This is a genomic window from Alteromonas sp. Cnat2-8, assembly GCF_022348355.1.
GTDB classification, from domain to species: Bacteria; Pseudomonadota; Gammaproteobacteria; order Enterobacterales; family Alteromonadaceae; genus Alteromonas; species Alteromonas macleodii.
On record NZ_JAKREX010000006.1, the window covers coordinates 34,682 to 49,607 of the forward strand.

Below are 14,926 nucleotides of genomic sequence, written 5' to 3' on the forward strand. Positions count from 1 at the left end.
CCCAATTAAAAGTGCTTATGCAAAATATTGTTTATGGTTTAATGCAAACTGAATACAGTTGTCCCAAACAGTGAAAAAATCAACATCGTAAAACAACGTGGTTTTATATACCTAGAATGGAAAGCGTTATGGTTAATATAAAAAAGTCTGTATGGCAGCTTGCAATAATGCTTCTGGCGGTTTGGATGTCCAATAATACTTACTCAGCCGATGTATACACTGCGCAATATTACGCGGATAAAGGATTGAAAAGTGCTAAGCATTTTCCTGGATTGGCGAGTCTTTGCGATATTAGTCAAGAGCCGCGGAATATGTTCGTTATTAGCGAAAATCGGCGCGAGAGATCCAAGCGCAGTAATGGTGTTAGCGAAGTAAAAGGAAATGCTAAAGTCCGTCGTCACATTCCACCTCAACAGGTCTTCGATAACCTTTATTATGTCGGCGCTGGCAACGTAGCAAGTTGGGCAATTGATACGGGCGAAAGTATAGTTTTAGTAGACGCGCTAAATAATAACCAACAAGCTCAACATTATATCCTTAACGGACTTTCGGCACTCGGGTTGGGAGATAAGCCGATTTCCCATCTAATCATATCTCATGGACACGGGCATCATTACGGTGGTTTTGGGCTGATTAAATCAGTTTATAGTCCACGTATTGTGATGAGTGAAATTGAGTGGCACGTGTTAGAAAACGACGCGTTTGCAAGCTATCGCTGGGGAGCAAAACCTGAAAAAGATTTACTGATTGAAGATGGGGATGTACTCAACGTGAATGGCACTGAGTTAGCGTTTTATGTAACGCCAGGACACACACCGGGTACGCTTACTATCGTTCTCCCTGTGATCGATGGAGATGAACGGCATCGCGCTGTATTATGGGGCGGCACAGGGCTCAATTATGGTCCGGATGTCGCAAGAATAAAGTCTTATACAAACTCGGCCAATGCAATGAAAGCGTTGGTGAAAGAACAAAATATTGATGTATTTTTGTCAAATCACCCTGGAAGAGACGGAACAAGAGATAAGCTTAAGGCGTTAACGGATAGGAAAGATAATCAGGCACATCCATTTATACAAGGAGAAGATGTGGTTGTTGAAGCATTTGAGCTTCTCGAGAATTGTACAAGAGCACAGTGGATGCAGATTGAGGAAAACCGTGCTCAGTAAAATGTGAGCGATATGATTCTCAAGGCAAGAAAGAGAGAAACCGTAGACTTGCTCCTTCTGCCTTGAGATTTTCAAACGTTATTTCTGTAGCATTTTGTGTTTATTAAATCTTCTTGCACTCAATAAGCCTACTGCGAAAATAAAAATTGCAAACGTAGAGGGTGCACTTACCTCAGTTGAAGAAGAGGTTGTAGCAAACGAGCTAGCTAAAATGATCTCGCCGTTGACAATAGGGTTGTTGGTCAAGTTAAACACAGGCCCGGTTAACGGCCCGCCAGCAGGGAATAGCGCATCGTAAAATGCATTTAGTGAGAAATCATCGAAAGATACTCTAACCGCGTTGCGTGATTCTGTGCAAGAGGTGTTGGAACACGACTTTTCGACTTCATTAACAAATATTCCCAAGCCAAAGTCAGCGATATTCAAACCTGCAAAGAGAGACTGATTTTCAAGTGCAGTAGCCGTTACGGTATTTCCCCAAAGATTCACTTCCACATCCACGATGTCTGATGAACCTGCTGTAGATAGATTCACGTTTGAGCCGGTCGTGGCGTTTCCGTCAATTTGCGAGACTGTGGAAAGTACATCAGCACTTAGCGTTAAAAAGCCACTTATTCCAAGTAAGTCTGAAAATAAGTCAAGATTAAGGTCGTTTATGGTTCCGCGGCCTGACGTAAAAAAGCTTGCCGGAACAAAACTCGTTAAAGACGATTGAGATTCACCTTCAATAATGGCGGTGGATAGTGCGCCATCAAACTCTGTAACGTCGATGGGGCTGCCCAACGTACCCGAAGCATCTGCGCTTGCGCCAATGATAGTGTCAATCTGAGAATAATTTTCAGGAGCACTACCGCTGGTATGAGCTAAGTTGATAGTTGAGTTAGCGATTGCAGAGACCATACCTCCTATATTACTTGTAATGGAAAGATCGACATGGACTGCATTCCCATAACTGCTGCCTATTATTGCCGCGTTAGTTGAAAAGCCTACCGTCGCCGAAGCGAACAATGCGCTCGTTAATATCGTTCTTACTACTGCTCTTATCACTTTGTTGTTTTGTGGTTGCATGATGAAACCCTCGTTTATGGCTTAGCGTGCTGCTAAGCGAGCCTTTTACAAGTAAAGCGTAGTCACGAGTGTTCAATTCAGTTATGAGGGTTTCCCCCTAAATTTAGACTTTCGTATACACGGCGGTGGTAAGAGAAGCTATGGGAACACGACACTGCTTATTACTGTGATTCAGACAGCCTAAAGATTTAGAGCGGTAGCTGGCAGTTGTGCAGAAAAAATAAAAAGGCCTCTTGCATTCAAGAGGCCTTCGTGTGTTGGAGCGCTAATCGCTAATATGGTTAGGAATAGTTAGGGCAGAATTAGTTTAGTTCTTTATCTACCCAAAATTTCGTGCCTTTAACAGTGGCCTGTAATGTAAGGCCGCTTTCAGTCATAGTATACACTGTGACGTTACCCAAGTAGCCTTCGCCTTCTGCAGATGCACCTTTGTTACCGGCTTTCGCTGCTACATCCGCGTTACCACCTACGGTCCATCCATTTTCAATAAAGTGATTCATCGCTTTTTGTGTGTGGAAAACCATAACAATTCGGTAATCTTTTGCGCCTAAGCCAAGGCCTACGCCACCTTCGGCCATATTCATATATGTTTTTGCGCCGGTTACATTATTGTTTACAACACCATAGCCTGTGCCCGCCGCCACAAAGAATACGTTGATGTTAGCATTGGTAAATACGGCGTAGCCGGCAGCGTCTTTTACCTGAGAGCGCGTATCGGGCTTTTCAGAATAAAGGCGGGCAAGCGCGTTATCTTGCATATCTAAAATAGCTTGTCGCTTTTCAGCAACAGTTCCGTCGCCCATCGAAGCGCACGCCGTCAAGGCTAACACGGCAGCCACAAACACAGATTTAATAGCTAACTTACTTATTTTCATGCAATTCTCCTTAGCATGTAGGTATTTTATTAACTACAGAAGAAGACCATTCTTACTGTTTCTAATTCAATAAAATACCGTTTTAATTTACGTCACATTAGTTGTACGCAAAAAACGTGCTAAGTGGTGCATGGAACATTGTAAACTATTGGTCTTACTTGCTAGTACACCTGCAAGTCGCTACCACTCAATTTCAAGCTCTAACGCACCGGGATGATCGGTTTGACCAACCATTTCTTCATACGGTGTGCTTTGACGGAGCCAAACTTTCTCAAAGGCTTGAGAGTCAAAATGCTCCCTAATCTCGTTCAAACAGTGAAACGTTTTAGGTTGCGACTTGTTGTCGCGAACCAAGGTGCGTGAGGCGCCCATACCGGTTGATGCGAGGTAATTGCCGCCTTCTAGTGACTCGATGTATAAGTTCATAGTGTAACCCTCATTAGGTCGCAACTCGTTATCGCTGCGTCTTATATCTAATTAGTCGAAAATAGCCACAATGATCATTAATTTTGTGTCATGCACGATAAGGAGCCTTACGCATTGGTTGCATTTCAAAGCAACACGAATTACCACCACTTATTCGAACATACTGCGATCCCCGCCTTTTGCATACATACATGAACACGCTCTTTGTCTTCTAAATTTAAAAATGATCCCACTTCAAATTGCTGCAGAGGGGCTTGTAGCACAAGCTGTGGCGCACATTTTAAGCTCAAGTCTTTTTTATAGTACAAGGACGTATCAGGGCGGAAGAATTCTATGCTGATACCGTTTGAGCTAGTGACTTGAATGCTGTTTGATGAAATTAAGAGCGTCTCCCAGCGGTATGTTGCTTTAGAAACCAAATACATAATCAGTGCCAGTAACCCGACCTCCAATCCTGCAAAAGGTAATATGACCCACGCACCGGCCAGTGACCAAGCAATAGCTATCGAGCTGATAAAAAGGGCAAAAGCTGCAATAAGGTGCTTTGTCTGTTGCCATGTTGCTGAGCGGTTTGGCGAAAGATGCAGTTGCACCTGGTGCTCAAATGTAGATACTTCAACCATGTTTTTTAAAATGCTGTATATGATATCTGTGTAAGTAAAACCTTATACGTAGTGGGATAACAATAGTTTGAAAATTGTACAGGTGCTAGTTGGCTGCGTACTTAGAAAAGTCATGCCGTGTAACTTGCCGTATTTTCTGCCTTAAGGACGTATGTGATTTCTCTCATCAAGCAAAACGCTGGTAAAACAGCGTTGATAGTACTTTTATTTTTATGGATCGGCAGTTTGCTAGCGCAACCAGCCCCTATTGAGCTTGTTAAAGAGTTCGGGCTTTTCAGCGTTCTTGGCGTTATTGGTGCTATATTTGCGAATGCCACTGGAGCTGGCGGTGGCGTGGTTTTCGTTCCGTTTTTTAACTACCTGTCATTTTCTGCGCAAAGCGTTGTGGCAACGAGTTTCGCCATCCAATGCTGTGGTATGACCGCGGGGGCACTAACTTGGGCCGCGTATTATAAACACCAGCACAAGTATGATCAGTATTGGAAGGCATTACCCAGTGTACTGATGTTAACGGTTCCCTCGTCAATATGCGGCATAGGATTCGCTCAGTATTCTTCTCAAAGTACAAGGCTTCTAGAGCATTTGTGGGGTGGGGCCAATAACCTTCACATCGCTTTTGGTAGTTTTTCTATTCTATTAGCAATCGCAATATTTGCTTCTATTCCGCTAATGAAGCGTACCCATTTCAAAAAAGACTTACATACGAAAGATCTTTTGCTTTTACCTTTCATTGGTTTTTTAGGCGGCATTATCACCGCGTGGCTTTCGGTAGGAGTAGGAGAGTTAGTCGCTGTTTACCTCATAATTCGAGGGTTTAATGTAACTTTGTCTATTGCCAGCGCGGTTATCTTGTCGGCTTTTACTGTGTGGTCTGCATTGCCGTATCACGCTTTTATAAGCGAGTCTGTGGTATGGCAGGTTGTTTTGTTTGCTGGGGCAGGTGCAATAGTCGGTGGAACGTTTGCAAAGTTTGTTGTTTTAGCATTTTCGGTTCAGCGTCTAAAACTTTTTTTCGGTATTTGGGTACTAATTTTAGGTGTTACAAGTTTACCTATTCTTTAAGCCACGAGCTTGCGGCAGTTAAAAGCCCAGCTCGCTGCAATTTGAAGCCTAAAGTAACGCGACGCAGAACCAGATTCTTTTTCTAAACGCTAATCTCGATAAGGAAAGATAATATGGATATCAATCCTGTTCCTAAGAAACGATATAACGTGCTTCAGCCAGAATGGTCATCTCACGCAGTTATTTATCAGGTCAACACTCGACAGTTTTCAGAGCAAGGTAATTTTGAAGGAGTGAGAAAAGGGTTAGCTCATATTAAGTCACTCGGCGCGGATATTGTTTGGCTAATGCCTGTACATCCTATTGGGGAAAAAAACAGGAAAGGGGAGCTTGGTAGCCCCTATGCAGTAAAAGACTATCTGGCCATTAACCCTGAATTTGGTAGCGAAGAGGATTTCAAAGCGCTGGTGGATGAAGCGCACAAGCTTTCGCTAAAAGTCATCATAGACTGGGTGCCAAATCACAGTGCGTGGGATAATCCTTTGGTTGAACAGCACTCCGAGTGGTACGCCAAAGACTACAAAGGAGATTTTCGTCCATCTCCGTGGTGGGATTGGAGCGATATCATAGAGTTTGATTATGAACACGTTGGCCTTCGCAAATACATGATTAACGCGTTGTGTTATTGGGTTGAAAAGTTCGACATTGATGGGTTTCGCTGTGATGTAGCGGGGTATGTCCCCAACGATTTTTGGCAGCAAGCAGTGCAAACGCTAAGCGCAATCAGACCAGTCTTCATGTTGGCTGAATGGGAGAATCGCGACCTTCACGAAAATGCGTTCAATATGACATACGCATGGAGTTGGAACGAGACGCTACACGAACTCGCACACGGACAATGTTCGCTGGATAGGTTGCGCAAGTATTATTCGTGGAACGAACGCAGCTGGCCTCACTCCGCTTACAGAATGACCTTCGTTAGTAATCATGACAAAAATGCCTGGGATGGCACTCAGCGCGAACAATTTGGTGATGCGCTTGAAGCCTGCATTGCGTTGTCTGTGGTAGGTGAAGGTATGCCGCTCATTCACAACGGACAAGAAGCTGGGGAAACCAAGCGTTTAGCGTTCTTTGAGCGCGATCCAATACACTGGCAAAAACATGAAATAGGCAACTTGTACCGCAAGCTAATTGCTCTTAAAAAGTCCAAAGCTGTGCTAGGGAACGGAGAGTACGGGGCAAGAATGATACAGGTGCCAAACTCTAAGATGGATAAGGTTTTTAGTTTTGTACGTTGTAATGAAAATGAAAAAGTGTTCGTTGTGATTAATTTTTCAAATGAGCAGCTTGATGTAACGTTTGAAGAACCATTGTTTGAAGGTGAGTATGCGCACTGGGAGCGGGACGAAAAGAAAATCTTCGGAGCTGATTCAGTGTGTAGACTCACGCCTTGGCAGTTCGAGATATGGGTGGCATAACGGTGTGATCGTTTAGTGTCATCTTTAACTACAAAAGGTAAAAAGCACTAATGTTTTTTTACTAAGTGAAAATTAAGGATGAACGATGACTGTGAATGATTCAGCTGAAAAAACAGAAGACCGCTCGTTAAATAATCATGCAGCGCTTAAAACTTCTATTGCCAATGGTGATGTTGAAGAGGTAAAAGCGCGACTTGAAGGACACACTTTGGATAAGCTAGAAAAAGGTTATCTTATCGATCTCGCACGCTTGAGTGGTAACAGTGAAATCGAGGAAGTGATTAAGTCAACACCCGAAAGTTAGATGCTAAAGAATCTAGCTCAGACCTAATCTGAGCTAGTACAACTTAGTCATTACTCTTCAGAACTATCACTTGAGTTACTTTCAAACTTACTCTGATAACGCTTAAATTCCGTACGCGTAATTAATTCATCGTCATTTGCATCAATATTATCAAAATCACGTGTTACACCACTTCGCGAGGCTTCAGCTTTAGTAAGCTTACCGTCGCTGTTAGCGTCCATCATCTCAAATTTACTGCGCGCAATGACCGCTTCATCTGCGATAACCGTATTATCGTGAACAACAGTATCTTCAGCGACTTTGTCAACGTTTGTCTTTTCTAAGTTTCCGTTAGCCTTCAACTCAGTCTTAGCTCGTAGTTCGTGAGTCAGCCTTTTGTCTTTCGTCGCGGCAACCACTTCATCGACATCAGTATTAACTTTAACTTCCGTTTCCATTGTACCTTCTGTACCCATACTCTCTTTCATCGATTTTACCGTTGCAAGCACGTCGTCATCGAAATGTTGAGGGTGCTTCGTTACATGAGCATTGAACTCTTTAATTGAAAGCTGCATGTCTGAATTGGTATCAATTTTGGAAAAGTGCGCATAAATCTCATCGTCGTCAGCTTCTTCTCGTGAAATATAGCCGTTGTCATCGTTATCCAAATCGGCAAATGTGGTATCTATTTTTTCGATACCATTGCCGGCAAACGCGGCAGTAGAAAGTGCGGCGCTGATTAGTGTAGCAATTGTTAATTTTTTCATATCTAACTCCTTGGTTTTTCGGCCTCCATACTGCTTAAAAACGGAGGAGAGTATTCACATGGAGTTATTCACAGCATATGCCATTTCAATAAAATGTTTTTAGATCATTGGTTTATGTTTTTTGAAAGGTTGGGTGACGACAGGCGGAATTGTGAGATCTATAGAATTTTCTGAAAAAGTTACTCGCTATTTTTGACAAAAATGGAACACGTTAAGCGGAGAATGTTGTGAATGCGAGCAACAATCGACCTGCCGTTATTCAAGCAGCGAATTTTGTTTAGTATAAAGCCATTAGGTTTCGAATGAGTATTCAATGTTTGTTACGGTAAACGTTCAAATTTTGTGATGGTTTCTAAGTTTTCTTCCCACGCAGCTTTGCTTACGCCGAAGATATGTGCAGTAGGTTTAATCAGTAGTTTTGTATCCAGACACCCAGCGGGTACGGCTAGAATGTCACCGAGTTGAGTACAAGGAAGGGCTGAACCGCAAATTTTACAGAAACTTTTGCTATGACGCGTGTTCTCGAGCGTGAAGTTGACTACAGCGTCAACACCCGATGCCCAAGTTAACATAGCCGAACTTGAAAACAGGTTGGCTGCGAAGGCCGAACCTGTATCCTTTTGACAGTGTTTGCAGTGGCACAGATAAAAACTGTCAAAATCACCCTCAATTTTAAAAGTTACCGACCCGCACAAACAAGACCCTTTGTAATTGTTCATCAAAACTCCTTTTTTGTGAAATACCACTATTTAAAGCACTAAGACTGCTACTGTTTAGCAAGCCAATCGTAAAAGTGCGCCACGCCCGCTTCTAAAAACGGTTCTATGGGACCGTGTTCTTCTTCGCCTGATAAATAAAGTGCTCGTCGACCTTTTTCTAGCAATAGGCAGGCTTCTTCATCTTCTAGCGCTGTTTCCATATAGGCCGCTTTTTCCGCTGCAAAGTAGTCTGGCATATCTTTATAAAGTGCTTCGGGATAATAAAATTCAACGTGGTTTACACATGCGCCGGCACCCTTGGGGTAAATCGTGCTGACGACAATAATATCTGGGTACCACTCAATCATAATATTAGGGTACAAAAAGCACCATATTGCGCCAAAGCGAGGAAGTGTTTGCCCGAATCGTGCCAATAATGCGTCTTGGAACTCTCTGTAACGCGGTGTTGTGCGCTTGGTAAGCTGGTCGCCTAGCCCAACTTTTTGAACTGAAAAATCATCGCCAAACGACCATTCTAAATCATCGGGTTTAACAAACTGGCGAAGCCCAGGGTGCATGGAGTACACGTGATAGTTCTCTAGATAGATTTCGATGAATGTCTTCCAGTTAAATTGATATTCCGTGGTTTCAGAACCGGCGTAAAAGTAATCGGTAAAGTCGAGATAGTCCTCAAGCCCAAGGGCAGATAAGTCCATATTAGGAGATCGCCCTCGAAATAGAAGACCGTTCCACACTGACAGTGATTCCTTTTTCAACTGACCGCTAGGGGCATCCTTAAAGTGGGGCGCACCTTTAAGCTGGCCTGTATTGTCATAGCCCCAGCAGTGGAGTTTACAAACTATGCTGCGTGCCCGGCCTTGCCCTTCAAGAAGTTGAGCTTGTCGATGTAAGCAAACATTGGATATAAGTTCATAATTCTCACCCTGATTAAACAACGCATAACGGTCGTTAAAGTGAGGCAGTACTTGATAGCTAAACTTATCTGGCACCATTAGGGAATGGCCCGCATAAGCAAGCCCTCGAGAGAATGCCTGCTCGACTTCCTGCCGGCTTTCATCAGCATTAAAGTAACTTTTTATAGAAGGATGGGTAACGATTTTCATAGTTTAAAACGGGTGCTAAAAACGCAGTGCGTTGAGTCGAAATAATATAGGCGCTATGTATCACTGAATTGCTTAAAAAAATAGCAATATTTTATTTAAAGCACTATTTTTTTTAAAATATCGGAGTAGAATCCGCGCACCTTAATTTCGAAGTGATTTTCATGGACATTGGCTTCCATCACCTTGAAGAAAAGCGTCTATTAACGCTTTCTTTTTATATTGCCGGCGCATTTGTCATTATTGCGCTTGGTTTTGCCATTTTAACGAGCTCAGGCGCTATTTTATTTGATGCCGCGTACTCGTTAATCGCTTTTGTTATGTCAATGCTAACGCTTAAAGTGGCCAATTTGGTTCAACGCCCTGACGATGACCGGTTTCACTTTGGTTACACGGCAATTGAACCTACGCTAAACATGTTTAAGTCGCTTATTATCATTGCCACGTGTGTGTATGCCGTCGCGAGCTCTGTTCAGAGTTTATTAGCAGGTGGGCACGCAGCTGAGTATGGTATTGGTATGGTCTACGGTGTTGTGGCAACGGTTGGCTGTTTTAGTATCTCTCTGTACATGCGAGTAAAAGGTAAGCATTTACTGTCCGACTTAGTAAAAGTGGATTCTCACACTTGGATGATAGACGGCGTGCTAAGTGCATCCATCTTGTTCGCTTTTATTTTGGCCTACGCGTTAGAGTTGACGGAATATAGAACACTGTCGCCGTACGTTGATCCTGTTTTATTGATTATTCTTGGTTCGGCAATGTTGCCGGTGCCTTTTAAGATTTTGCGTGAAAGCCTTAATGAAGTAATTAACAAAGCGCCGCCTGAAGCTATCTCGGCGGTAATCGAGAAAAAATTCAAAAAAACGTTGGCTGACGTCCCATACGAACATGTGGAAGTGCGAATTAGTAAGCGGGGTAGGGATGTCTATCTGTTAGTCCACATTATCGTGGATGACGCATTCTCGATTGCAACGATCAGTGAGTTAGACGAAATTCGACTGAAATGCGAAGCAGAAATGCGCGAGTGGGATCCTGCAATCATCATGGACATCTTGTTCATAAAAGATCCTGAGCTTGCAGAGTAATGATACGGGTGAGTGTGAAATTTCTCGCATTCTCCCCTTACTTGGCTGGCAAAATCCTCCAAACTTTCCGATAATCAACTCTTTAAGCTAATTGAAGATGTGATGGAAACGCGACTTCCGCTATATAAAAAGCTGCTGGTAATGTACCGCATAGAACCGGGATGTCTTGGGCCGCAAGGTGCTGACTACGTTGAGGAGTTTTGTGTATTTGCCAAAAAAAGGCTAAAAGACAACCATGGTCATTGTTTGCGATGGACCATTAAGCCCCGCTACGACAAGACACTGCCCGAGCTTGAATTTCAGATAAAAAATGCCGTTCTTTCCCGTGACAATGCGGCTAAATACATGGATAGCTTTGGTATTGATATCGATGCTTTCGAAGAAGAGCTAGAGGAGTCGCTCGCCGATTTGGTTGATGCATTTTTTGAACGCTGATGCGTTTAACTAAAGCCACCTTCGCATGCATTGCTATATACAATGCTAGAGAACTTGAAAAGGCACTTCAAATGCAGAGCACAAAAAAGCCCCGCCATTTCTGGCGAGGCTTTATCATTCATTCAGTTAAAGTGAATCAGTAACTCACCTTAATAGATCAGTTTAAAGATTTCAGTTTCTGGTAACCTTCAGCTTCTAGCTCATCATTTACGCACTCTAATACAAATACGTCTTCCGACTTGCCTTTTGTGCCTTCTTCTTCAGCGATTTCTTTACAGAACTGGGTTAATTCCGCTACCAGCTCTGCAGGTGCTTCGTCTGATGCAGCTGCAATTACAGAGAACGCCATTGCGCTTAAACCTACTAAGCCTAAACCTATAAAGCGTAAACCTTTCATAATTACCTCGTTTAATAGTTGAGTATAAACATTTACGAGCTGGATATTGCGCCTAAGTGTTAAGATTAAAAAGCTAATTTTTTTGTTCTAGAAGACAAATTCTTTTCATCAAAAATTTAACAATTGTTTTGACTCTAAAAGGCGTCAGGTGGCAAATGCTGACGCTAAAATGCAAACCTTTAATGGGCATTCTATAGGCTTTTTGGCATAATGCGCGGCCTAAAGTAGAAAAGTAATGACAGCGCTTAAACCATGCCCACAATAAATAACGTATTCTCTTCAGATGGCCTCCTTGCAGGTGCTATCAAGGGGTTTGTACCTCGCGAAGCTCAAACTGAAATGGCAAAGGCGGTTAAGCGCGCTATTGATACCACAGGTAGTTTAATAGTAGAGGCAGGTACGGGAACGGGAAAGACTTTCGCTTATCTCGCTCCGGCACTGTTGAGCGACGGAAAAGCCATTGTTTCTACAGGGACTAAAAACTTACAAGAGCAGCTATTTCACCGCGACTTACCGCTGGTAAAAAAGGCCTTAGGCAGCAAGCGAAAAACTGCACTGTTAAAAGGCCGTTCAAACTATCTTTGCCTACACCGTGTAGCGCAGCACAGCGGCAACTCTACACTGGTTGAAAAAGAGGTATTGGGTCAGCTTTCAGAAGTGAAACGTTGGTCTAGTACTACGAAAACAGGTGATATGGGGGAGCTTAAAACCCTTCCCGAAGATGCCCGTGTTTTACCGCTGGTTACCTCTACAGTGGATAACTGCTTGGGCCGCGATTGCCCAGATTATGAAGATTGCTACTTGGTAAAAGCGCGCAGAAAGGCGCTGGATGCTGATATTATTGTGGTAAACCACCACCTTTTCTTTGCTGATATGGCACTGAAAGACACAGGGTTTGGCGAACTTATCCCAGAAGCTGATGCGATTATTTTTGATGAGGCTCATCAAATTCCCGATATTGCCAGCGATTACTTTGGCGAGTCACTTTCGACAAGACAAATTCACGATATTGCGAAAGATATCACGCTGTTGTTCAGAACAGTGCTAAAAGATGCTGGTCAGCTAGATAAAGCGGCTGACAAATGCAGAATGATTGCCTCTGATTTACGGTTATTGTTCCCGGATACGGCTGAACGCGGCAACTGGGCTGAGGCGTTAGACCGTGACGACGTGCGCATGCAGGTGGGAAAGCTGGCCGAAGCGCTAGGTGTACTGCATGAAGTGTGTAAGCTACATATTGGCCGCGATAAAGATTTAGACAACATGTACGAACGTGTTGTGGCTGCAAGAGAGCAGTTAGATGCGTTAAGCGACAATAAGCAAGAAAATGTAAGTTTGTGGTATGAAACTACTCAGCGCCACCTCATTATGCATTTAACGCCCTTATCAATTGCCGCTAAATTCAGACGTTTCGTATCATCGCCGCCGCGCGGGTGGATTTTTACCTCTGCAACTTTAATGGTAAACGGCGGTTTTGATCACTTTCAGCGCCGCATGGGCTTAGAAGACGCAGAAACGTTAGGATTAGATAGCCCGTTTAATTATCCTGAACAGGCCATGCTGTGCGTGCCCCGCTATTTACCAGAACCAAACAGCTACGCTATGCGCGAAACTTTGCTAGAAACAGCCAAACGGCTAATCAAAGCAAGTCGCGGCAGATGTTTCTTGTTGTTTACTAGTCACGCTATGCTTCGAGAAATTGCGCAGAAGCTAGAAGATGAGATAGATAATCCGCTACTGGTGCAAGGGACTACCACCAAGCAAGCATTGCTGGATGCGTACCTTGCAGATGAAAAAGCGGTATTAATGGGCACAGGCGCTTTTTGGGAAGGAGTAGACGTACGCGGCAACGACTTGGTTTGCGTGATGATTGATAAGCTGCCCTTTGCGTCACCTGATGACCCGCTGCTTCAAGCGCGTATGGAAGATGTAAAAAAACGTGGAGCAAACCCGTTTGGTGTTATTCAAATTCCCCAAGCTGTTATTACGTTAAAGCAGGGCGCGGGAAGACTCATCCGAGATCCTTCAGATAAAGGCGTGCTGGTTATATGTGACAATCGATTAGTGACGAAGCCTTACGCCAAAACCTTCGTCGGAAGCTTGCCAGATATGAAAAGAACAAGAAGCTTGGACGAAGTGGAAAAATTTTTAGCCGGCATTGATGAAGCCTAAGTTAAAGCACTGAAAAAGCGGTAAGCGTGTATTACGCCATTAGCCCCGTTTTCAGCTTATATGAAATAAGAGATAAACATGAACATTTTAGCTATAGATACCGCAACCGAAGCTTGTTCGGTTGCGCTTCAATTCAAAGACACCGTCATAACGCGTTTCGAGATATGCCCTCAGCAGCATAGTCAGCGACTTCTTCCCATGGTCGATGAGGTGTTAAAAGAAGCAAAGGTTTCGCTGGGCGACCTAGATTTACTGGCTTTTGGTCGAGGCCCAGGCAGCTTTACCGGTGTTCGCATAGCGACGGGAATGATTCAAGGTTTAGCGTTAGGGACAGGCTTAAAAGTAGCGGGCGTGAGTACGCTCGAAGCTATGGCGTTTGAAGTAGCGTCTAAAACTCAGCATAAAGATGCATTGATTGCCGTCGCGTCTGATGCGCGTATGGGTGAAGTGTACTTCGCGGTTTACTCTCAGTCGCAAAATGGGCTTGTACTTTGCACTGAAGAGCAAGTTTGTCCGCCCGAATTGGCTATTGAACAGCTAAAAGTACTTAGAGAAGAAAACGGCGCGACTGTAATTGCAGCTGGCACCGGCTGGTCTGCCTACGAGGAGCTTGATAACTGGAAGTCTGAAGTATGTGGTGAGGTAGCGTCTGACATCACACTTCCAAACGCGCAATACATGCTTAAACTTGCAATAGATGCACATAGTAAAGGCGAAGTATCTGACGCTGTGAATGTAGAACCTGTATATCTGCGCGATAAAGTTACGTGGAAAAAATTACCTGGCAGAGAGTAACGACACGCCGCCAAATATGGGGCGCCCATTACTAACAATAAATAAATCGAGCAACGGGAAAAGAGGAGAGAGTCTTAAGGTTAAAGCTCGCTTCCCAATGGTACGATTCTTGCCTCAGTTAACTTTGTATGATTATCAATAATAATTTCGCTGTACCGTCTTCCGAACCTTCGCAAGGCCGTGTCGCTAAAATTAACAAAGACCCTGAACAGCAAAGTAAAGGGCAAAGCGAATCGTCTGCTAGGGCGATTGTTGTTGCGCCCGACGAACAGGGAACGGATAACGCCAAAGCGTACCAACAATTTATTCGTGAAGATGGCAACACGTATTCTCAAAATGCCATAGCGTCATACACAAGCTTTGAAAAGCAGCAGCAACGCGAGTCTATTCAATCTATGTTCGGCGTGGACATCTACGCGTAGTTCAATTCCAAGCACCATAATTCACACCGTAGATAAATTTAACAAATTGTTAAAACCCGCTGTGTATTTTGAACAAAAGCCTACCGTGTATACTCTACAAATTGTTGGTT

At 43.6% G+C, this 14,926-nt stretch carries 17 protein-coding genes; 9 read left to right on the top strand and 8 right to left on the bottom strand.

Translation table 11 applies throughout. The annotated features are described in order from the left end of the window. Nucleotides 1–185: 185 nt before the first annotated feature. Entirely contained in the window at nucleotides 186–1,169 is a 984-nt protein-coding gene (locus MHN00_RS16065) for an MBL fold metallo-hydrolase (RefSeq protein ID WP_239301774.1), read from the top strand. A 78-nt stretch (nucleotides 1,170–1,247) separates the two neighbouring features. On the opposite strand, the gene MHN00_RS16070 is transcribed toward MHN00_RS16065, so the two are convergent. The 4 genes from MHN00_RS16070 to MHN00_RS16085 form a co-directional block, all read right to left on the bottom strand. After that, complete coding sequence (locus MHN00_RS16070) at nucleotides 1,248–2,237, bottom strand: hypothetical protein (RefSeq protein WP_232375939.1); 990 nt, start codon at nucleotides 2,235–2,237, stop codon at nucleotides 1,248–1,250. 302 nt (nucleotides 2,238–2,539) lie between these two features. Continuing rightward, on the bottom strand, nucleotides 2,540–3,112 hold the full coding sequence (locus MHN00_RS16075; protein ID WP_014950022.1) for a YSC84-related protein: 573 nt from the start codon (nucleotides 3,110–3,112) through the stop codon (nucleotides 2,540–2,542). A gap of 180 nt (nucleotides 3,113–3,292) precedes the next feature. Further along, nucleotides 3,293–3,562 (bottom strand): DUF6482 family protein, encoded by a 270-nt coding sequence (locus tag MHN00_RS16080; RefSeq protein ID WP_257721543.1) that lies wholly within the window; start codon nucleotides 3,560–3,562, stop codon nucleotides 3,293–3,295. 116 nt (nucleotides 3,563–3,678) lie between these two features. Beyond that, entirely contained in the window at nucleotides 3,679–4,161 is a 483-nt protein-coding gene (locus MHN00_RS16085; RefSeq protein WP_101565160.1) for a DUF2244 domain-containing protein, read from the bottom strand. A gap of 153 nt (nucleotides 4,162–4,314) precedes the next feature. Here MHN00_RS16085 and MHN00_RS16090 point away from each other — a divergent pair, with 153 nt between their 5' ends. From MHN00_RS16090 to MHN00_RS16100, 3 genes are all read left to right on the top strand, one after another. Then, entirely contained in the window at nucleotides 4,315–5,223 is a 909-nt protein-coding gene (locus tag MHN00_RS16090) for a sulfite exporter TauE/SafE family protein (RefSeq protein WP_239301775.1), read from the top strand. 113 nt (nucleotides 5,224–5,336) lie between these two features. Then, a complete protein-coding gene (locus MHN00_RS16095; protein ID WP_239301777.1) occupies nucleotides 5,337–6,641 on the top strand; it encodes an alpha-amylase family glycosyl hydrolase in 1,305 nt (434 codons plus the stop codon). Between the two features lie 85 nt (nucleotides 6,642–6,726). Beyond that, the gene (locus MHN00_RS16100; protein ID WP_110288592.1) at nucleotides 6,727–6,945 is read left to right on the top strand and encodes a hypothetical protein; all 219 of its coding nucleotides are present in this window, start codon (nucleotides 6,727–6,729) and stop codon (nucleotides 6,943–6,945) included. Nucleotides 6,946–6,995: 50 nt separating this feature from the next. Here the strand turns inward: MHN00_RS16100 and MHN00_RS16105 are convergent, their stop codons facing one another. The 3 genes from MHN00_RS16105 to MHN00_RS16115 all read right to left on the bottom strand — a co-directional run bounded on the left by MHN00_RS16105 (nucleotide 6,996) and on the right by MHN00_RS16115 (nucleotide 9,513). After that, complete coding sequence (locus MHN00_RS16105; protein ID WP_239301778.1) at nucleotides 6,996–7,691, bottom strand: calcium-binding protein; 696 nt, start codon at nucleotides 7,689–7,691, stop codon at nucleotides 6,996–6,998. A 320-nt stretch (nucleotides 7,692–8,011) separates the two neighbouring features. Beyond that, nucleotides 8,012–8,410 carry a GFA family protein gene (locus MHN00_RS16110; protein WP_014950015.1) on the bottom strand — a complete coding sequence of 133 codons (399 nt, stop codon included), beginning with the start codon at nucleotides 8,408–8,410 and terminating at the stop codon, nucleotides 8,012–8,014. 47 nt (nucleotides 8,411–8,457) lie between these two features. Next, the gene (locus tag MHN00_RS16115; protein WP_239301779.1) at nucleotides 8,458–9,513 is read right to left on the bottom strand and encodes an SRPBCC family protein; all 1,056 of its coding nucleotides are present in this window, start codon (nucleotides 9,511–9,513) and stop codon (nucleotides 8,458–8,460) included. A 161-nt stretch (nucleotides 9,514–9,674) separates the two neighbouring features. On the opposite strand from MHN00_RS16115, the gene MHN00_RS16120 reads away from it, so the two are divergent. Then, nucleotides 9,675–10,595, top strand: a complete 921-nt coding sequence (locus MHN00_RS16120; protein WP_014950013.1) for a cation diffusion facilitator family transporter — start codon at nucleotides 9,675–9,677, stop codon at nucleotides 10,593–10,595. A 102-nt stretch (nucleotides 10,596–10,697) separates the two neighbouring features. After that, on the top strand, nucleotides 10,698–11,030 hold the full coding sequence (locus MHN00_RS16125; RefSeq protein ID WP_014950012.1) for a hypothetical protein: 333 nt from the start codon (nucleotides 10,698–10,700) through the stop codon (nucleotides 11,028–11,030). Nucleotides 11,031–11,187: 157 nt separating this feature from the next. On the opposite strand, the gene MHN00_RS16130 is transcribed toward MHN00_RS16125, so the two are convergent. Next, nucleotides 11,188–11,427: a hypothetical protein gene (locus tag MHN00_RS16130; protein ID WP_014976932.1), complete on the bottom strand. Its 240-nt coding sequence runs from the start codon at nucleotides 11,425–11,427 to the stop codon at nucleotides 11,188–11,190. 252 nt (nucleotides 11,428–11,679) lie between these two features. Between MHN00_RS16130 and MHN00_RS16135 the strand changes: the two genes are divergently transcribed. The 3 genes from MHN00_RS16135 (at nucleotide 11,680) to MHN00_RS16145 (ending at nucleotide 14,816) form a co-directional block, all read left to right on the top strand. Beyond that, a complete protein-coding gene (locus tag MHN00_RS16135) occupies nucleotides 11,680–13,599 on the top strand; it encodes an ATP-dependent DNA helicase (protein ID WP_014950010.1) in 1,920 nt (639 codons plus the stop codon). 78 nt (nucleotides 13,600–13,677) lie between these two features. Next, a complete protein-coding gene (gene tsaB, locus MHN00_RS16140; protein ID WP_014976930.1) occupies nucleotides 13,678–14,394 on the top strand; it encodes a tRNA (adenosine(37)-N6)-threonylcarbamoyltransferase complex dimerization subunit type 1 TsaB in 717 nt (238 codons plus the stop codon). A gap of 128 nt (nucleotides 14,395–14,522) precedes the next feature. Further along, nucleotides 14,523–14,816 (top strand): hypothetical protein, encoded by a 294-nt coding sequence (locus MHN00_RS16145; protein ID WP_014950008.1) that lies wholly within the window; start codon nucleotides 14,523–14,525, stop codon nucleotides 14,814–14,816. Nucleotides 14,817–14,926 lie beyond the last annotated feature (110 nt).